This is a genomic window from Nocardioides sp. PD653-B2 (assembly GCF_002117935.1).
Lineage (GTDB): Bacteria > Actinomycetota > Actinomycetes > Propionibacteriales > Nocardioidaceae > Nocardioides.
In genome coordinates, this window is record NZ_BDJE01000011.1 from 115,710 (window position 1) to 132,239 (window position 16,530).

A 16,530-nucleotide genomic window follows, 5' to 3' on the forward strand; every position below is an offset into this window, starting at 1 on the left:
GGACGCCATGGCTCCACGCGTCGGACTCTCCACGGTCTCGGTCTACCCCGAGTCGTCGGCGCACGCGTTCTCGTACGCCGCCTCGCTCGGCTACGACGCCATCGAGGTGATGGTCGGCATCGACTCGCTGAGCCAGCAGACGTCGGCGATCAAGCAGCTCTCCGACCACCACGCGATGCCCGTCTGCGCGGTGCACGCGCCGTGCCTGCTCTTCACCCAGCGGGTCTGGGGCACGGAGCCGTGGGGCAAGCTCGAGCGCTCCGCCGAGATGGCGCAGGCCGTCGGCGCCGAGGTGGTCGTCGTCCACCCGCCCTTCCGCTGGCAGAAGGCCTACGCCCGCGACTTCGTCGACGGGATCGCCGCCCTGGAGGCGTCGACCGGGCTCGCCTTCGCCGTCGAGAACATGTACCCCTGGCGCGCCTCCAGTCGCGGCATGGAGATGTACCTCCCCGGCTGGGACCCCTCGTCGGAGGACTACGCCAACACCACGATCGACCTCTCCCACGCCGCGATCGCCCAGTCCGACGTGATCTTGATGGCCAAGCGGCTCGGTGACCGGCTGCGCCACATCCACCTCACCGACGGCACCGGGTCGGCCAAGGACGAGCACCTGGTGCCCGGCCGCGGGGCGATGGGCGCGGCGGCGTTCCTGCGACACCTCACCAAGGTGGGCTTCGACGGCGAGATCGTGCTCGAGATCAACACCCGCAAGTGCAAGGACGCCGCCGAGCGCGAGGCCGACCTGCGCGAGTCGCTCGAGTTCGCGCGCCAGCACCTGTCGGTGGGCACGCCGTGACCTCGACCGCGCCCCGGCGCGGTCGCCGTCCGGGGGCGCCCGACACCCGCGCGGCGATCCTGGTCGCCGCGCGCGAGCTCTTCGCCGCCTCGGGCTTCGCCGCGACGACGATCCGCGCGGTCGCCGCCGCCGCCGGCGTGGACGCGGCCCTGGTGCACCACTACTTCGGGACGAAGGACGATCTCTTCCTCGCTGCTCTCGAGGTCCGCGTCGACCCGCGGGTCGTGCTGGCTCCGGTCGCCGAGGGCGGCGTCGACGGGGCGGGGGAGCGACTGCTCCGGGTCTTCCTCTCGGTCTGGGACGACGAGGACACCCGGCTGCCCCTGCTCGGGATCTTCCGCGGCATCGTCGAGCCGAGCGGTGCCCAGTTGGCCCGCGACGGCTTCCTGCGGATGGTGCTCGGCCCGGTGGCCACCGCCCTCGGGATCGACGAGCCCGAGCACCGGATGGCCCTGGTCGCCTCGCAGCTGGTCGGCATCGTGGTGCTGCGCTACATCGCCGGGGTCGAGCCGCTCGCCTCCATGCCGGGCGACCGGCTGGTCGCGACGTACGCGCCCACCCTGCAGCGGTACCTGGATGGACCCCTTCAGTAGGGCTCTCACCCCCACCCTCAGTGCCTGAGGTCCGTGGGCCGCCGGCGGGCCCCACGTGGCTCGCCGAGTCGGCGCCAGTTTCCTCCTGCGTGGTGGGGCTGTAAGCAGACCCGCGCGGGTGGTGGTCCGTGGGCCGCCGGCGGGCCCCATGTGGCTCGCCGAGTCGGCGCCAGTTTCCTCCTGCGTGGTGGAGCTGTAAGCAGACCCGCGCTGGTTGTGGTCCGTGGGCCGCCGGCGGGCCCCACGTGGCTCGGCTCTGTCGCGGGGTTGCTGGGGTCTCTTCACCGGTGCATAATTCATCGCGTGATGAATAATTCAGTCACCATCCAGGACCTCTGGGTCAGGCGCGGTGAGCGCAGCGTCCTGGAGCACCTCGACCTGACCATCGGCGGCGGCGTGACCGGGCTGCTCGGGCCGTCGGGGTGCGGCAAGTCGACGCTGATGCGGTGCCTGGTCGGCGTGCAGCGGATCGCCGGCGGCACGGTGAGGGTCTTCGGCGAGGAGGCCGGCAGCAGGGGACTGCGCGACCGGGTGGGCTACGTGACCCAGGCGGTGAGCGTCTACCAGGACCTGACCGTCGCCGAGAACCTCCGCTTCTTCGCAAGGGTGCTGGGCGCGAGCCGCGACCAGGTGGACCGCGCGATCGGTTCGGTCGACCTGACGAGCTACCGCGACGACGTCGTCGGCCGGCTCAGCGGTGGTCAGCAGTCCCGCGTGAGCCTCGCCGTCGCCCTCCTCGGCGAGCCCGACCTGCTGGTCCTCGACGAGCCGACGGTCGGCCTCGACCCCGTCCTCCGCGAGGACCTCTGGGCGCTGTTCCACCGTCTCGCCCGGTCGGGGGTGGCGGTGTTCGTCTCGAGCCACGTGATGGACGAGGCCGAGCGCTGCGACCGCCTGCTCCTCATGCGCGAGGGCCGGATCATCGCCGACGGGACGCCCTCCGAGATCAAGGAGCGGGCGGACGTCGACGACGTCGAGTCGGCGTTCCTGGCGATCGTCAGGGAGCACGCGGCATGAGCCTCCGAGTCACCCTCGCCGTCGCCCGCCGGGTGCTGACCCAGCTGCGCCGCGACCGGCGCACGCTGGCCATGCTGCTGGTGCTGCCCTGCCTGCTGATCTCGCTGCTGTGGTGGATCTACGACGACGCCGACCCGAGGCTCTTCGACCGCATCGGCCCGGCCCTCCTCGCGATCTTCCCGGTCATCGTGATGTTCCTGGTGACCAGCGTGACCACGCTGCGCGAGCGCTCCAGCGGCACCCTCGAGCGGCTGCTCGCGATGCCCCTGGGCAAGCTCGACTTCCTCGTCGGCTACGCGATCGCCTTCGGCCTGGTCGCCGCGGTCCAGTCGATCCTCGCGGTGGGCGTCAGCGTCGGGCTGCTCGGCCTCGACGTGGCGGGCCCGCTGTGGCTGCTCACGGTCGTCGCCGTCGTCGACGCGATCCTCGGCAGCGCCCTCGGGCTGTTCGTCTCCGCCTTCGCGCAGACCGAGTTCCAGGCCGTGCAGTTCATGCCGGCGATCGTGATCCCCCAGCTGCTGTTGTGCGGGCTCCTGGTCCCGCGCGACCTGCTCCCCGACGCCCTGCACGCGGTCAGCGACGTGCTGCCGCTGTCGTACGCCGTGGACGCGATGCAGCGCCTGACGACGTCGTCGAGCACCGGGCCGGTGTGGCGCGACGTCGCCGTGGTGGCGGCCCTCGCCCTGGGCGGCCTGGCGCTCGGTGCGGCCACGCTGCGCCGACGTACGTCCTGAAGTCGGAGATGTCGGCACCCCCGACGTAGCCTGAACGCCATGATGTTCCTCCGTCAGCCGCTCCTGCTGCTCGCGCGCAGCTCGGGGGTCAAGAAGCTGGTCAGCACCATGCCGGTCTCGGCCGGCATCGTCCGCAGCTACGTGCCCGGCGAGACCACCGAGTCCGCCGTGGAGGCGACCTCCGGCCTCGTCGACGACGGCCTCCGCGTGACCCTCGACTTCCTGGGCGAGGACACCCTCGACGCCGAGCAGGCCGAGGCCACGGTCGCGGCCTACCTCGATCTCCTCCAGCAGCTCGGCACCCGCAGCCTGACCCGCCAGGCCGAGGTGTCGGTCAAGCTCAGCGCGATCGGCCAGTTCCTGCCCGACAACGGCCACAAGGTCGCGCTCGAGAACGCGCGCACCATCTGCCGGGCCGCGCGCAACGCCGGGACGACGGTCACCCTCGACATGGAGGACCACACCACCACCGACTCGACGCTGGCGATCCTGCGCGAGCTGCGCAAGGACTTCCCCGAGACCGGCGCCGTGCTCCAGGCCGCGCTGCACCGCACCGAGTCCGACTGCCGCGCGCTCGCCTACGAGGGCTCCCGGGTCCGCCTCTGCAAGGGCGCCTACCTCGAGCCCGAGGCCGTCGCCTTCCAGGACCGCCTCGACATCGACAAGTCCTACGTGCGCTGCCTCAAGGTGCTCCTCGCCGGCGAGGGCTACCCGATGGTCGCCACCCACGACCCGCGGATGGTCGAGATCGCGTCGTCCCTCGCCAGCCGCTACGGCCGGTCGCAGGGCTCGTACGAGTACCAGATGCTCTACGGCATCCGCCCCGACGAGCAGCGCCGCCTGGCCGAGTCCGGCGAGACCGTGCGCGTCTACGTGCCCTACGGCACCGAGTGGTACGGGTACCTGATGAGAAGGCTCGCGGAGCGCCCGCAGAACCTGTCATTCTTCGTGAAGTCCCTCGTCTCGAAGAAGTAGGAGCCATGTCGCAGACCGCCATCCTCGGCGCCGGAGTCATGGGCGAGACCCTGCTCTCCGGCCTGGTCCGCGCGGGTCGCCGCGTCGACAACCTGGTCGTCGGCGAGAAGCGCGGTGACCGTGCCCGCGAGCTCGAGGAGCGGTACGGCGTCGCCGTGGTCGGCAACATCGAGGCGGCCCGCAAGGCCGACACCCTCGCGCTGGTCGTGAAGCCGCAGGACATGGGCGACCTGCTCGACGAGATCGCCCCCGCGCTGCGGCCCGGCCAGCTGATCGTGTCGCTGGCCGCCGGCATCACCACCGCGTTCATCGAGTCGCGCGTGCCCGAGGGCGTCGCCGTCGTCCGGGTCATGCCGAACACTCCCGCGCTCGTCGACGAGGGCATGGCCGCCATCTCTCCCGGCTCCCACTGCGGCGAGGAGCACCTGGCCGAGGCCGAGGCGCTGATGGCGTCGGTCGGCAAGGTGCTGCGCATCCCCGAGCGCCAGCAGGACGCCGTCACGGCGATCTCCGGCTCGGGCCCGGCGTACATCTTCTTCGTGGTCGAGTCGATGATCGAGGCCGGTGTCCACCTGGGCCTGCCCCGCGCGACCGCGACCGAGCTCGTCATCCAGACCCTGGTCGGCTCGGCGAAGATGCTCCGCGAGACCGGCACCCACCCGGTGGTCCTGCGCGAGCAGGTCACCTCCCCGGCCGGCACGACGGCCGCCGCCCTGCGCGAGCTCGAGATCCATAAGGTCCGGGCGGCGTTCCTCGCCGCGATGGAGGCCGCCCGCGACCGGTCCCGGGAACTGGCCGAAGGCAGCTGAGGGCCCGACGACATGGCGCTGCCGCTGACCTGGGGAGTGACCCGGGCGGAGGCGCGCCGGCCGTACGCCGCCGACCACCTCGTCGACGGGACCATGTTGTCGATGACCCGCGCCATCACCGTCGAGGCGTCGCAGGAGGTCACCTGGCGGTGGCTGTGCCAGATCGCGGTGGCGCCGTACTCCTACGACCGGTACTGGCCCGGCCGCCGCAGCCCGCGCACGCTGACCCCCGGAGCCGACCAGCTGGTGCTGGGCCAGCGGATGGCCGTCGTCTTCGAGCTGGTCGCCTTCGACGCGCCGCACCACTGGACGGCCCTGACTACGCAGCGCGGCCGGCGGCTCTTCGGGCCGGTCGCGATCACCTATGCCGCCGAGCCGTGCGGCGAGGGCACCCGGATCGTCTGCCGGCTCGCGGTGGCGCAGGACGGCCCGGTCAACTGGGTCCGGTCGCGGCTGCTCGCCTGGGGCGACCTGCTGATGGTGCGCAAGCAGCTGCTCACCTTGAAGAGGCTCGCAGAGACCGGATGACTGCCCCGACGCCGTAGGCAAGGGCGACGTTCCAGACCGCGACGACCGTCATCATCGCGGTGAACGCGATCGTGACCAGCAGCATCGGTGCGCCGGCGTCGTGCAGCTGCCAGGCCAGCGCGCCGATCACGTAGATGACAGGCAGCGCGACGATGATCGCCGGCAGGGTCAGCACGCCCGCGAGCCCCTCGGCCCTGCCGAACTCGAGGCCGTCGGAGCGGAACGCGTAGGCCGTCAGGCTCGCCACCACGACGACGTACGCCGTGGCCAGGAGCCGCCCCCACCGGGGCCGGCTCATGACGGCGCGTCGGAGCGCAACGCGGCGACCAGGGCGACGACGTCGTCGACGACGCCGCGCACGACGGGCAGGCGCGACATCCGGATGAGCCGGTCGACGACCGGCACGATCCTGCCGACGAGCATCCGGCTGCGAGCCTGGCCGGGGCTGGCGTCGTACACCCAGAAGAGCACGATGCCCATCTGCATCAGCCACAGCAGCTGGGGCAGCTCCTGGCGCAGGGCGGGCGCCAGCTTGAGGTCGGCACCCTCCACCAGCGACCCGAACAGCGCGATGCTCGCGTCCCGCGCCCCCGCGGACTCCGGGCTGAACGGCGAGAGCGGGCTGGCCGGGTCCGCGGCGTTCTTGAAGAACTGGCCCGCGAACTCGTGGCTCGGCTCGGCCACGTCCAGCCAGGCGAGCAGCACGCCCTCGAGCCGCCGCGCGAACACCGTCTCCCGGGCGAGCACGGCGCCCGCCGCCTCGGCGTGCTCCTCCTGCATCTGGTCGTAGAACGCCTGGATGAGGTGTTCCTTCGACCCGAAGTAGTAGTAGGCGTTCCCGAGCGAGACACCGGCCTCGGAGGCGATGGCGCGCATCGTGGTCTTGCCGTAGCCCTTGTCACGGAAGAGCCGCATCGCCGAGTCGACGATCGCCCGTCGGGTCTGCTCAGCCTTGGGGGAGCGGGCGGCAGGTTCCGGCACAGTCATCAGCGTAGTCACCTCCCGCAGGACCGCTCGGGCCCGTCGAGGACGCCAGCAGGTGCCGGATCCCGGCCGCGGTGTACGCCGCGCCGCGGGCCAGCGGGAGCATCGACGGCCGGGCCAGCCGCTCGGCCATGCCGCGGTGGTGACGCGTGGCCCACAGGCACATCACCCAGGCGCGCTCGTGCGTCCAGACCGCGCCGTCGTCGCCGACCACCGTGATCTCGTCCAGCGTCCGCTCGTGGTCGAGCGTGGGGAACCGCTCGCGTGCCTCCCGCGACCCGGCCGGCACCAGCTCGAGCGGCACGATCAGCGGCTGCCGCCCGAGCCAGTCGGCGAAGCGCACGCACAGCGGGCACCCGGGGTCGGTGAGCACGGTCAGCCGGTTCATCGCGGGTAGGCCGGCGTCGGCGGGATGAAGGTCTGCGGCGGCACCGGCGCGCTGCGCAGGCTCTCCATCCGGCTCCGGCGGCGGATCGCGTTGAAGACGTAGACGTTGAAGAAGTGCAGGACGCCCAGGGTCAGCATCACCACACCGACCTTGATGCTGAGGGTGTCGAAGAGCCCGCCCAGGTCCTCGACCGGGTCGCTGATCCGCAGGAACAGCACCACGAAGCCCAGGTTGAGCAGGTAGAAGCCGACCACGAGCAGCTTGTTGACGGCGTTCGCGAGGGCGTCGTCCCCGGCGAAGACGTCCTGCAGGAAGACGCGGCCGTTGCGCGACAGGGTGGTCGCCACCCAGATCGTGAGCGGGACGGTGATGAGCAGGTAGACGAGGTAGGTGCCGACGGTCCAGGTCATGGGTGGATCTCCATCCGGAAGAGTTGAACATGTTCAATTCGAGGTGTTGGAGAGACCGTACGACACTTTTTGAACATGTTCAAGTAGGGGTGGGGTGACCTGCCAGACTGGGGCGATGCAGACGTTCCGTACGCCCGACGACCGGTTCGCCGGCCTCCCCGACTACCCGTGGGAGCCGGCGTACGCCGACGTCCCGGATCCCGACGCCTCGGACGGCGGCACCCTCCGGATCGCCTACGTCGAGGCCGGCCCGGCCGACGGCCCGGTCGCGCTGCTGCTGCACGGCGAGCCGTCCTGGTCGTTCCTGTACCGGCACGTCATCCCGGTGCTCACCGACGCGGGCATCCGGGTGGTCGCGCCCGACCTCGTCGGGTTCGGCCGCTCCGACAAGCCGACCCGCCCCGAGGACCACTCGTTCGCCCGGCACGTCGCGTGGATGCGGGCCCTGGCCTTCGACCACCTCGACCTGCGCGACGTGACCCTCGTCGGCCAGGACTGGGGTGGCCTGATCGGGCTCCGCCTGGTCGCCGAGCACCCCGACCGGTTCGCCCGCGTGGTCGCGGCCAACACCGGCCTGTCGACCGGCGACTTCGACATGCCCGAGATCTGGTGGCAGTTCCGCCGGGCCGTCGAGACCGCCGACGTGCTCGACATCGGGCGGCTGGTCGCCTCCGGCTGCGCGCGCGGGATGAGCGACGAGGTGCGGGCGGCGTACGACGCCCCGTTCCCCGACGAGGGGTCGAAGGCCGGACCGCGGGCGATGCCCACGCTGGTCCCCACACGCCCCGACGACCCGGCCAGTGACGCCAATCGCGCCGCGTGGGAGGTGCTGTCCGCCTGGGACAGGCCGTTCCTCGTCGCCTTCTCCGACAGCGACCCGATCACGGGCGCGATGGCGCCGATCCTGCGCAAGCTCGTCCCGGGCACGGCCGGGCTCGACCACCCGACGATCGCCGGGGCCGGCCACTTCCTCCAGGAGGACGCCGGCACCGAGCTCGGCCGGGTGGTCCGCGACTTCATGGCCTAGCCCAAGCCCATCGCCGCCTCGGCCGCCGCGAGCACCGGCGCGGTCACCGCGCGGCAGCGCGCCGCGCCCGCGTCGTAGACGCCGGAGACGTACGCCGGGTCGGCGGCCAGCTCGGCGTACCGCTTCTGCACCGGCTCGAGCTCGGCGACCACCGCGTCGGTGACCGCCCGCTTGAGGGCGCCGTACGTCGTGATGCCCTCCGCCGACCCGCCGCACGCGGTGAGGATGTCGAGCAGGTTGGTGACGCCGGGCTTCTCCGGTGCGGCGCGAACGGCGTCCGGGCCGGTGTCGGAGTCGGTGACCGCCCGCGCCACCTTGCGGCGTACGACGTCCGGGCTGTCGAGCAGGCGCACGACGCCCTGGGCGTCGGGGTCCGACTTGCCCATCTTCCGGGTCGGGTCGCTGAGCAGCCGCACGCGCGCGCCCGCGGCCGGCACGGTGATCTCCGGGACCGTGAAGACCTCGCCGTACGTCCGGTTGAAGCGGAGCGCGAGGTCGCGGGTGATCTCGATGTGCTGGCGCTGGTCGTCGCCGACCGGCACCCGCTCGGGCCGGTAGAGCAGGATGTCGGCCGCCATCAGCGCCGGGTAGGTGTAGAGCGAGACCCGGGTCGAGTCGACGCCCCGGCCCTTGTCCTTGAACTGGATCATCCGGTTCAGCTCGCCCGTGTACGCCGTGCACTCGAGCAGGTAGGCCAGCTGGGCGTGCGCGGGCACCCGGCTCTGCACGAAGAGCGTGGACTCGTCGAGCCCGACGGCGAGCAGGAGGGTCGCTGTCTCCTGCACGAGCGAGCGCAGCCGGGCCGGGTCGTGGGGCGTGGTCATCGCGTGCAGGTCCGCGATGCCGTAGTAGCAGTCGGCGTCGCGCTGGCGGGCCGCCATCGGGCGCAGCGCGCCGAGGAGGTTGCCGAGGGTGAGGTGTCCGCTGGGGGTGAGCAGCGAGAGCGTGCGGGTCATGGGGTCTCCAGAGGTGAGAGCCCACGGGTGGTGCCGACCCGGAAATGCGCGACGGCCGCCCGTGGGCGGCCGAGGTGAAGTGGGTGTGCTTCGAGCAGGGTCCGCCGGTCAGGCGGGCCACCACTGGGTGGAAGGGATCGTCAGCACGGTTTCACTCTAGCGGTAGCGTCCCGGACATGCCCGCCTGTGAGGGACCGGCCACGGTCGTCTTCGACCGCAGCCTCACCGAGTACGACTTCGGACCGTCCCACCCGATGTCTCCGCTGCGTGTCGACCTCACCATGCGGCTCGCCGACGAGCTCGGCGTGACGGCGGTGCGCCCGGGTCTGCGCCTGGTCGACGCCCCGATGGCCTCCGACGACCTGATCGCGACCGTGCACCGGCCCGGGCTGATCGAGGCCGTGATGCGAGCCGGTGCGGCCGGGAGCGGGTTCGACGAGAAGCACGGGCTCGGGACCGACGACAACCCGATCTTCGCGGGCATGCACCACGCCACCGCGCACATCGTCGGCGCCAGCGTCGAGGCCTTCCGCCAGGTGTGGTCGGGGGAGTCCCTGCACTCGGCGAACATCACCGGCGGGCTGCACCACGCGATGCCCGACCGGGCCAGCGGCTTCTGCATCTACAACGACGTCGCCGTCGGCATCCAGTACCTCCTCGACCAGGGCGCGCAGCGAGTGGCGTACGTCGACGTCGACGTCCACCACGGCGACGGGGTCGAACGGATCTTCTGGGACGACCCGCGGGTGCTGACGATCTCGCTGCACGAGACCGGACAGATGCTCTTCCCCGGCACCGGCTTCTCGGGTGACCTCGGTGGCCCCGACGCCCTCGGCAGTGCGGTCAACGTGCCGCTGCCGCCGGGGACCGCCGACGGCGGCTGGCTCCGGGCCTTCCACGCGGTGGTGCCGCCGCTGCTGCGCGAGTTCGCGCCGGAGGTCCTGGTGACGCAGCAGGGCTGCGACTCCCACGTCGAGGACCCGCTGGCCCACCTGATGCTCACCGTCGACGGCCAGCGCGCCACCTACCTGGCCCTCCACGACCTGGCCCACGAGCTCTGCGGCGGGCGCTGGGTGGTGACCGGAGGCGGCGGCTACGCGCTGGTCGAGGTCGTGCCGCGGGCCTGGACGCACCTGCTGGCGATCGTGGGCGGGCGGCCGCTCGACCCGGCCACCGAGACACCCGAGGGCTGGCGCGACCACGTCCGTACGTCGCTGGGCCGGGTCGCACCGCACCGGATGACCGACGGCCGGACCCCGGCGTACCGCGACTGGTCCGCGGGCTACGACCCCGACACCTGGCTGGACCGGTCCATCCATGCGACCCGGATGGCGGCCTTCCCGCTGCACGGGCTCGACCCCCTGCCCTGACCTGCGCAAACGTGGCAGAGTGAGTCGCGAGGAGAGGGTGTCGTGACCTCGGCGCGCCCCGATGGCAAGCGGACACGCCGGAGTCTCTCGAGCTACTTTGGTTGACCCCTTCCCCACGAGTCACATCAGGCCCTATTCTCACTGAGCGCGACGCGTGCACTCACCGGTGGGGAAGCCGGCGGCGCGTCAGACAGAAAGAATCGGTGCACGATGGCTAGCAACTCCGGGGACAACCCCGAGTCGAAGTTCCTGACCGTCGCCGAAGTCGCGGCGATGATGCGTGTCTCCAAGATGACCGTCTACCGTCTCGTCCACAACGGCGACCTGCCGGCGGTGCGGGTGGGGCGGTCCTTCCGCGTCCTCGAGACCGACGTGGACGAGTACCTCCGGAAGAGCTTCTACAACGCCGGCTGACCCGCGGCGACGGTGCCGCGCGACGAGACCGGGTCCACTTCGGACGGCCGATTCTGCGTGTCCGCATGCGGCGGATAGGCTGGGTCGGTCCTCCGGGCCGATCCGGGGGCAGCTGTACGGCTGTTGAAAGGTTTCCCTGTGGGTTCTGTCATCAAGAAGCGGCGCAAGCGCATGGCCAAGAAGAAGCACCGCAAGCTGCTGAAGAAGACGCGCGTCCAGCGTCGCAAGCTCGGCAAGTAAGCGCGCCGCACGCCGCATGGGCAGCGCCGGCAGGGTCGTCCTGGTCACCGGGGTCTCACGCGACCTCGGGCGCCGGTTTGCGCGCGCTGCGGCGGCTGACCCTGCGGTCGACCGCGTCATCGGTGTCGACGCCGTGCCTCCGCACGGCGACATCGGCGACGTCTCCTTCGTGCGCGCCGACATCCGCAACCCGGTCATCGCGAAGGTCATCGTCAAGGAGGACGTCGACACCGTCGTCCACATGAGCGTCATCGCCACCCCCGGCAGTGCCGGCGGGCGAAACACGATGAAGGAGCTCAACGTCATCGGGACGATGCAGCTGCTCGCGGCCTGTCAGAAGGCACCCGGGCTCGAGCGTCTCGTGGTCAAGTCGACGACGACGGTCTACGGCGCGAGCAGTCGCGACCCGGCGATGTTCACCGAGGACATGGAGCCGCGGCGCGCCGCCCGGGCGGGCTACGCCAAGGACGTCGCCGAGGTCGAGAGCTACGTGCGCGGGTTCGCCCGCCGCCGCCCCGACGTCGCGGTGACGCTCCTGCGCGCCGCCAACGTGATCGGCCCGCGCGTCACCAGCCCGCTCACGTCCTACTTCCGGCTCCCGGTCATCCCGACCGTGCTGGGCCACGACCCGCGCCTGCAGTTCCTGCACGAGCGCGACCTCATCGAGGTCCTGCGGCACGCCGCCGTGAACGACGTCGCCGGCACCTTCAACGTCGCCGGCGACGGGATCTTGATATTGTCCCAGGCCGTACGCCGCCTCCAGCGGCCGACCGTCGCCCTGCCGCCGTTCGCCGTCGGCGGCGTCGGCTCGGCGCTCCGCTCCGCCCGGCTCGCCGACTTCTCCCCGGAGCAGATCGACCTGCTCACCTATGGTCGCGGCGTCGACACGACCCGGATGCGCACCGGTCTGGGCTTCGAGCCCGCCTACACGACCGCCGAGGCTTTCGCCGACTTCGGCCTGACCCTGACGCCGACCGGGGGCCGCGCCGAGAAGCTGCTGGCCCGGATGGCGCGCAGCCTGCCCGAGCCCGCGCCGGTGTCGTCCGCCCTGCCGCAGCCCGTCCCGGGAGGGGTCGACCATGGGTGACGCCGAGATCATCCCGATCGGGACCCGCGGCCGCCCGGGTCGTGGCACCGGCAGCAGCCGACCCTCGTCCGCCGCCCGCAGCCTCGCCGCCGGCGGCAAGCCGGCCGCCCCGGCCTCGGCGACGAGGGCCGCTCCGGCGAAGAAGGCGCCGCCCAAGAAGGCCGCACCGCCGAAGCAGGCGGCCGAGCCCGCCGTCGACCTGCCCGCCGACGTGCAGCGCGCCCCGACCACGACCCGCGACCGGGGCCCGATGTCCGGCATCCCCGCGGCCGACTGGCTCTCCGCCATCAACCACGGCGCCCGCGAGGTCTTCGGTGAGCAGTGGGAGCCCCAGCTCGCCCAGTTCCTCGCCTTCCTCCGGCGCCGCGTGGCCGGCGACTTCACCGTCGACGAGTACGGCTTCGACCGCGAGATCACCGAGCGGTTCCTGATGGCGACCCTGCGCCCGATCGCGGAGAAGTGGTTCCGGGTCGAGGTGCGCGGCGCCGAGAACATCCCGGCTGAGGGCGGTGCGCTGGTGGTGTCGAACCACTCCGGCACGGTCCCGGTCGACGGCCTGATGACGCTGGTCTCGATCCACGACCACACCGGCCGCTTCCTGCGCCCGCTCGGCGCCGACCTGGTCTTCAAGATGCCGTTCGTGAGCACCTTGGCGCGCAAGAGCGGCGCCACGCTCGCCTGCAACGAGGACGCCGAGCGGATGCTGCGCGGCGGCGAGCTCGTGGGCGTGTGGCCCGAGGGCTTCAAGGGCATCGGCAAGCCGTACGCCGAGCGCTACAAGCTCCAGCGCTTCGGCCGCGGCGGCTTCGTCTCGGCTGCCCTGCGCACCGGCGTCCCGATCATCCCGCTGTCCGTCGTGGGCGCGGAGGAGATCTACCCGCTGGTCGGCAACGTGCCGTCCCTGGCGCGGCTCCTCGGACTGCCCTACATCCCGATCACGCCGTTCTTCCCGCTGCTCGGCCCGCTCGGGCTGGTGCCGCTGCCGTCGAAGTGGCTGCTGGAGTTCGGTGAGCCGATCCGCACCGACGAGTTCGACGCGGGCGCGGCCGACGACCCGATGCTGGTCTTCAACGTCACCGACCAGGTGCGCGAGACCATCCAGCAGACGCTCTACTCACTGCTGATGAAGCGGCAGTCCGTCTTCCGCTGACCGCTCAAGGAGTCCTGGGCAGCTTCGTCTCGCCCGTGACCGGGTCGATGACGCCGTGCAGGAGCTCGTTCACGCCCTGGGTGACGGTGCCGACGGACGGCGCCGACGGCGTGCCCGAGGGGCCGTTGTTGTTGGTGCCGCCGGTCAGGGTGTGGGCGAGGTCGTCCAGCGGGTTGGACCCGCCGGTCTGGCTGCCGGCGCTCGGGAGGGTGTCGCCCGGGTCGAGGACGCTGCCCGGTCCGAGGTCGTTGCCGTCAACGTCCGGCAGGTCGGTGTCGTCGCCCTTGCCCTGGCCGCCGCTGTCCTGGCCGCCGGTGGTCTTGCCGCCGGAGTTCTTGACGTCGTCGGCGCGCGGCGTCGTCGCCGGGGCCCGGGGCACGGTGATCAGCTCACTCGACGCGAGCACCGGCGGGATCGACTCGATGGGCGTGCCGCCGCAGTCGGGGCAGCGCTGGGCGGCCTCGGCGTCGATGGTCGTGAGCACGCCGGCGGCGCGGATCAGCTCGTCGCGGGCATCGGCCGGCACCAACGGCTCGAGGGCCGCGAGCTGGTCGAGGCTGGACGAGGCGAAGTCGCGCAGGTGGGCGATCGACGAGGCGTTCCCGGTGTGGGTGTAGTCGGCGATGAGCAGGTCGGACGCCGCGGTCGCCTGCTCGGTGAAGGCGTTGAGGGTGTCGGCGACCCGGACGTCGTCGCCGAAGTCGTCCTGGCGGGCCAGGGCGTCGACCTCGTCGAGGCGGTCGGTGGCGCTGGCCAGCATCGTGGTGCCCTTGTTGCCCTCGCCGACCGAGAGCCCGGTGTGGGCGCGCTCGAGGACGCGCTTGATCGGGTAGAGCGAGTCGCCCGGCAGAGCGGACTGGGACGCGACGGCGATCGAGGTGGTCGCGCCGACGATCGCGATGCCACCGACGACGGCGGCCAGGCGGCGCTCGCGGCCGGGGCGGCGCGCCGGCAGGGTGAGTCGGGAGACATCGGTGGGCACGAGCGCGGTGTCGGCCTCGGCCATCAGCCGCTCGCGGAGCGTGGCGACGAACTCGGGGCGGGCGGTGACCGCGGGCACGCCACGCATCGCACCGACGAGCTCGAGCAGGTCGGCATCCCGCGCGTCGCGCGGGTCAGCGGTCGAGACGCCCTCGACCAGGGCGTCGAACTGGTCGGCGCGACGCTGCGCCGTGAAACCCCATGTCATGTCCACCTCAACGAGGTGTGAGGTGGCGAAGTTACGGGCGTGTGGGTCGCTACGTAAGCGATTTCATCGCGAGTGCGCATCAGTCCCGGAGCCCTTCCGGCATCAGCTTCGCGAGGTTGCGGACCCCGCGCAGCTGGAGCTGCTTCACGGCCCCGTCGCTGCGGCCCAGGACGGCGGCCGTCTCCGCGATGCTCATGCCCTGGAGGAACCGCATGACGAGGCAGTCGCGCTGCTCGGGCGGGAGCTCGGTGAGGGCCTTCAGCAGGATCTCGTTGGTGAGCCCGGCCAGCACCATCGACTCGGGGCCCTCGGTGGCGTCGTCGTGCAACCCCATGTCCTCGGTGGTCATCTCGAGGCGGGTGCGGCCGGCCTTGAAGTGGTCGGTCGCGAGGTTGCGCGCGATCGTCATCAGCCAGGCGCCGAAGTCCTTGCCCTGCCAGCGGAAGTTGTTCATGCTCCGCAGCGCGCGGAAGAACGTCTCCGAGGTCAGGTCCTCGGCGAGGGTGCTGGAGCGGGTCCGGTAGAAGAGGAACCGGTAGACCGACGACTGGTAGTGGTCGTAGAGGAGGCCGAACGCCTCGGAGTCGCCCTTGCGGGCCAGCTCGACCAGGGCGATCAGCCGGGTCCGGTCGGCCTCGTCCTCCTCGGACGAGGCGGCCAGCTCGGCGTCGTCGTACCCGTGGGGCCCGCCGGCCGCCGAGGTCGACTCGGTCGCCCGACCGCTCGTGACGGCCTCGGTGAACAGGCGCGGAGGCACCGGGCCACCGGCAGTCGCCGGCTGCTCGACGAGGAGGATCTGGGCCACGAGCGCGCGCAGGGCGTCGAGCCCGCGCGTCAGGTCGTGCCCGTCCCTCGACATGGTGATGGAACCCCTCCCGGATGCTTCCCCCGAAGCCTTCCCATCGTAAACGCGAGTTACTCCTCTGGGAACCGTGTCCGGTAAAAGGACGTCGGAGCGCTCCGGTGACCGGTCAGCGACGGCGGCCCCGCAGCGCCAGGCCGGCCGCGACGGTGCCCGTCGCGGCGCCCGCGACCGCGCCGACGACCATCCCGGCGCGCAGCGCCTTCCGGCCGGTGCGGTAGTCGTGGATCCGCCACCCCTGCTCCTTGGCGTGGGCGCGGAGCTTGGCGTCCGGGTTGATCGCGCAGGGATCGCCCACGAGCGTGAGCATCGGCAGGTCGTTGTAGGAGTCGGAGTACGCCGAGCAGCGGTGCAGGTCGAGCCCCTCGCGCGCGGCGAGCGCCTTGACCGCCTCGCCCTTGGCGGGGCCGTGCAGCATGTCACCGACCAGGCGGCCGGTGTAGACGCCGTCGACGTGCTCGGCCACGGTGCCCATCGCCCCGGTCAGACCGAGCCGGCGGGCGATGATCGTGGCGATCTCGATCGGCGCGGCGGTGACCAGCCAGACCCGCTGCCCCTCGTCGAGGTGCATCTGGGCGAGGGCGCGGGTGCCGGGCCAGATCCGGTGCGCCATCGCCTCCTCGAAGATCTCCTCGCCCAACTCCTGGAGCTCGGTCACGGTGTGCCCGGCGATGAAGCTGAGGGCCGAGGCGCGGGCCTCGGCGACGTGCTCCGGGTCCTCGACGCCGACCAGGCGGAAGTACGCCTGCTTCCAGGCGGCTCCGAGGATCTCGCCGGTGGTGAAGAACTTGCGCCGGTGCAGGCCGCGCGCGAAGTGGAAGATGCTCGCGCCCTGCATGACCGTGTTGTCGACGTCGAAGAACGCGGCGGCCTCGGAGTCCAGGGGCGGCAGCAGCGCGGACTCCACCTCGGCGGCCGCGGCGGCGGCCTCGCCGGCGAGCGTGGACCGGGCCTGCAGGTTGCGCGGCCGGGCTCGCTTGTCGACAGGCGGGGTCACAGGG

21 protein-coding genes are annotated in these 16,530 nt (G+C 71.9%); 13 read left to right on the top strand and 8 right to left on the bottom strand.

What is annotated here, in order from left to right:
* Positions 1–7 precede the first annotated feature (7 nt).
* The 7 genes from PD653B2_RS05500 (at position 8) to PD653B2_RS05530 (ending at position 5,452) form a co-directional block, all read left to right on the top strand.
* Complete coding sequence (locus PD653B2_RS05500) at positions 8–796, top strand: sugar phosphate isomerase/epimerase family protein (RefSeq protein ID WP_085871327.1); 789 nt, start codon at positions 8–10, stop codon at positions 794–796.
* The gene (locus PD653B2_RS05505; protein WP_085871328.1) at positions 793–1,389 is read left to right on the top strand and encodes a TetR family transcriptional regulator; all 597 of its coding nucleotides are present in this window, start codon (positions 793–795) and stop codon (positions 1,387–1,389) included. The genes PD653B2_RS05500 and PD653B2_RS05505 overlap by 4 nt, the downstream gene beginning before the upstream one ends.
* A gap of 306 nt (positions 1,390–1,695) precedes the next feature.
* Positions 1,696–2,406, top strand: a complete 711-nt coding sequence (locus PD653B2_RS05510; RefSeq protein WP_085871329.1) for an ABC transporter ATP-binding protein — start codon at positions 1,696–1,698, stop codon at positions 2,404–2,406.
* Positions 2,403–3,140 carry an ABC transporter permease gene (locus PD653B2_RS05515; protein WP_085871330.1) on the top strand — a complete coding sequence of 246 codons (738 nt, stop codon included), beginning with the start codon at positions 2,403–2,405 and terminating at the stop codon, positions 3,138–3,140. Before PD653B2_RS05510 ends, PD653B2_RS05515 begins: the two co-directional genes overlap by 4 nt.
* 39 nt (positions 3,141–3,179) lie before the next feature.
* A complete protein-coding gene (locus tag PD653B2_RS05520) occupies positions 3,180–4,115 on the top strand; it encodes a proline dehydrogenase family protein (RefSeq protein ID WP_085871331.1) in 936 nt (311 codons plus the stop codon).
* Positions 4,116–4,120: 5 nt separating this feature from the next.
* Positions 4,121–4,924, top strand: a complete 804-nt coding sequence (gene proC / locus PD653B2_RS05525; RefSeq protein WP_085871332.1) for a pyrroline-5-carboxylate reductase — start codon at positions 4,121–4,123, stop codon at positions 4,922–4,924.
* A gap of 12 nt (positions 4,925–4,936) precedes the next feature.
* On the top strand, positions 4,937–5,452 hold the full coding sequence (locus PD653B2_RS05530; protein WP_085871333.1) for a hypothetical protein: 516 nt from the start codon (positions 4,937–4,939) through the stop codon (positions 5,450–5,452).
* Here the strand turns inward: PD653B2_RS05530 and PD653B2_RS05535 are convergent.
* Genes PD653B2_RS05535 through PD653B2_RS05550 form a run of 4 tightly spaced genes read right to left on the bottom strand, consistent with a single transcriptional unit; the run spans position 5,421 to position 7,234 of the window.
* The gene (locus tag PD653B2_RS05535; protein WP_085871334.1) at positions 5,421–5,750 is read right to left on the bottom strand and encodes a hypothetical protein; all 330 of its coding nucleotides are present in this window, start codon (positions 5,748–5,750) and stop codon (positions 5,421–5,423) included. The two genes, PD653B2_RS05530 and PD653B2_RS05535, sit on opposite strands and share 32 nt — an antisense overlap.
* Positions 5,747–6,433, bottom strand: coding sequence for a TetR family transcriptional regulator (locus PD653B2_RS05540; protein ID WP_242665148.1), 687 nt, complete (start codon positions 6,431–6,433; stop codon positions 5,747–5,749). Before PD653B2_RS05540 ends, PD653B2_RS05535 begins: the two co-directional genes overlap by 4 nt.
* The gene (locus tag PD653B2_RS05545) at positions 6,399–6,824 is read right to left on the bottom strand and encodes a DCC1-like thiol-disulfide oxidoreductase family protein (protein WP_085871336.1); all 426 of its coding nucleotides are present in this window, start codon (positions 6,822–6,824) and stop codon (positions 6,399–6,401) included. The genes PD653B2_RS05540 and PD653B2_RS05545 overlap by 35 nt, the downstream gene beginning before the upstream one ends.
* Positions 6,821–7,234, bottom strand: a complete 414-nt coding sequence (locus PD653B2_RS05550) for a hypothetical protein (protein ID WP_085871337.1) — start codon at positions 7,232–7,234, stop codon at positions 6,821–6,823. Before PD653B2_RS05550 ends, PD653B2_RS05545 begins: the two co-directional genes overlap by 4 nt.
* 115 nt (positions 7,235–7,349) lie before the next feature.
* Here PD653B2_RS05550 and PD653B2_RS05555 point away from each other — a divergent pair, with 115 nt between their 5' ends.
* Positions 7,350–8,261, top strand: coding sequence for a haloalkane dehalogenase (locus PD653B2_RS05555; RefSeq protein WP_085871338.1), 912 nt, complete (start codon positions 7,350–7,352; stop codon positions 8,259–8,261).
* Here the strand turns inward: PD653B2_RS05555 and trpS are convergent.
* Positions 8,258–9,217, bottom strand: a complete 960-nt coding sequence (trpS, locus tag PD653B2_RS05560) for a tryptophan--tRNA ligase (RefSeq protein WP_085871339.1) — start codon at positions 9,215–9,217, stop codon at positions 8,258–8,260. The genes PD653B2_RS05555 and trpS overlap by 4 nt on opposite strands.
* Before the next feature lie 176 nt (positions 9,218–9,393).
* Here trpS and PD653B2_RS05565 point away from each other — a divergent pair, with 176 nt between their 5' ends.
* The 5 genes from PD653B2_RS05565 to PD653B2_RS05585 all read left to right on the top strand — a co-directional run bounded on the left by PD653B2_RS05565 (position 9,394) and on the right by PD653B2_RS05585 (position 13,478).
* On the top strand, positions 9,394–10,587 hold the full coding sequence (locus tag PD653B2_RS05565) for an acetoin utilization protein AcuC (protein WP_085871340.1): 1,194 nt from the start codon (positions 9,394–9,396) through the stop codon (positions 10,585–10,587).
* A 210-nt stretch (positions 10,588–10,797) separates the two neighbouring features.
* Positions 10,798–11,001 carry a helix-turn-helix domain-containing protein gene (locus tag PD653B2_RS05570; RefSeq protein ID WP_085871341.1) on the top strand — a complete coding sequence of 68 codons (204 nt, stop codon included), beginning with the start codon at positions 10,798–10,800 and terminating at the stop codon, positions 10,999–11,001.
* A 138-nt stretch (positions 11,002–11,139) separates the two neighbouring features.
* Entirely contained in the window at positions 11,140–11,241 is a 102-nt protein-coding gene (locus PD653B2_RS05575; RefSeq protein WP_008356322.1) for a 30S ribosomal protein bS22, read from the top strand.
* A gap of 16 nt (positions 11,242–11,257) precedes the next feature.
* Positions 11,258–12,328: an NAD-dependent epimerase/dehydratase family protein gene (locus PD653B2_RS05580; protein WP_085871342.1), complete on the top strand. Its 1,071-nt coding sequence runs from the start codon at positions 11,258–11,260 to the stop codon at positions 12,326–12,328.
* Positions 12,321–13,478 (top strand): lysophospholipid acyltransferase family protein, encoded by a 1,158-nt coding sequence (locus tag PD653B2_RS05585; RefSeq protein WP_085871343.1) that lies wholly within the window; start codon positions 12,321–12,323, stop codon positions 13,476–13,478. Before PD653B2_RS05580 ends, PD653B2_RS05585 begins: the two co-directional genes overlap by 8 nt.
* A 4-nt stretch (positions 13,479–13,482) precedes the next feature.
* Here the strand turns inward: PD653B2_RS05585 and PD653B2_RS05590 are convergent, their stop codons facing one another.
* The 3 genes from PD653B2_RS05590 to PD653B2_RS05600 all read right to left on the bottom strand — a co-directional run bounded on the left by PD653B2_RS05590 (position 13,483) and on the right by PD653B2_RS05600 (position 16,526).
* Complete coding sequence (locus PD653B2_RS05590) at positions 13,483–14,667, bottom strand: DUF5667 domain-containing protein (protein ID WP_085871344.1); 1,185 nt, start codon at positions 14,665–14,667, stop codon at positions 13,483–13,485.
* Between the two features lie 79 nt (positions 14,668–14,746).
* Complete coding sequence (locus tag PD653B2_RS05595) at positions 14,747–15,526, bottom strand: sigma-70 family RNA polymerase sigma factor (protein WP_085871345.1); 780 nt, start codon at positions 15,524–15,526, stop codon at positions 14,747–14,749.
* Between the two features lie 112 nt (positions 15,527–15,638).
* Positions 15,639–16,526 carry an HAD family hydrolase gene (locus tag PD653B2_RS05600; RefSeq protein WP_085871346.1) on the bottom strand — a complete coding sequence of 296 codons (888 nt, stop codon included), beginning with the start codon at positions 16,524–16,526 and terminating at the stop codon, positions 15,639–15,641.
* Between the last annotated feature and the right edge of the window lie 4 nt (positions 16,527–16,530).

Excerpts from the sequence above, each read along its gene's own strand:
- PD653B2_RS05500 (WP_085871327.1), top strand. The coding sequence starts at position 8 with ATGGCTCCACGCGTCGGACTCTCCACGGTCTCGGTCTACCCCGAGTCG.
- PD653B2_RS05510 (WP_085871329.1), top strand. The coding sequence starts at position 1,696 with ATGAATAATTCAGTCACCATCCAGGACCTCTGGGTCAGGCGCGGTGAG.
- PD653B2_RS05515 (WP_085871330.1), top strand. The coding sequence starts at position 2,403 with ATGAGCCTCCGAGTCACCCTCGCCGTCGCCCGCCGGGTGCTGACCCAG.
- PD653B2_RS05520 (WP_085871331.1), top strand. The coding sequence starts at position 3,180 with ATGATGTTCCTCCGTCAGCCGCTCCTGCTGCTCGCGCGCAGCTCGGGG.
- proC (WP_085871332.1), top strand. The coding sequence starts at position 4,121 with ATGTCGCAGACCGCCATCCTCGGCGCCGGAGTCATGGGCGAGACCCTG.
- PD653B2_RS05530 (WP_085871333.1), top strand. The coding sequence starts at position 4,937 with ATGGCGCTGCCGCTGACCTGGGGAGTGACCCGGGCGGAGGCGCGCCGG.
- PD653B2_RS05535 (WP_085871334.1), bottom strand. The coding sequence starts at position 5,750 with ATGAGCCGGCCCCGGTGGGGGCGGCTCCTGGCCACGGCGTACGTCGTC.
- PD653B2_RS05545 (WP_085871336.1), bottom strand. The coding sequence starts at position 6,824 with ATGAACCGGCTGACCGTGCTCACCGACCCCGGGTGCCCGCTGTGCGTG.
- PD653B2_RS05550 (WP_085871337.1), bottom strand. The coding sequence starts at position 7,234 with ATGACCTGGACCGTCGGCACCTACCTCGTCTACCTGCTCATCACCGTC.
- PD653B2_RS05555 (WP_085871338.1), top strand. The coding sequence starts at position 7,350 with ATGCAGACGTTCCGTACGCCCGACGACCGGTTCGCCGGCCTCCCCGAC.
- trpS (WP_085871339.1), bottom strand. The coding sequence starts at position 9,217 with ATGACCCGCACGCTCTCGCTGCTCACCCCCAGCGGACACCTCACCCTC.
- PD653B2_RS05565 (WP_085871340.1), top strand. The coding sequence starts at position 9,394 with ATGCCCGCCTGTGAGGGACCGGCCACGGTCGTCTTCGACCGCAGCCTC.
- PD653B2_RS05570 (WP_085871341.1), top strand. The coding sequence starts at position 10,798 with ATGGCTAGCAACTCCGGGGACAACCCCGAGTCGAAGTTCCTGACCGTC.
- PD653B2_RS05580 (WP_085871342.1), top strand. The coding sequence starts at position 11,258 with ATGGGCAGCGCCGGCAGGGTCGTCCTGGTCACCGGGGTCTCACGCGAC.
- PD653B2_RS05585 (WP_085871343.1), top strand. The coding sequence starts at position 12,321 with ATGGGTGACGCCGAGATCATCCCGATCGGGACCCGCGGCCGCCCGGGT.
- PD653B2_RS05590 (WP_085871344.1), bottom strand. The coding sequence starts at position 14,667 with ATGACATGGGGTTTCACGGCGCAGCGTCGCGCCGACCAGTTCGACGCC.
- PD653B2_RS05595 (WP_085871345.1), bottom strand. The coding sequence starts at position 15,526 with ATGTCGAGGGACGGGCACGACCTGACGCGCGGGCTCGACGCCCTGCGC.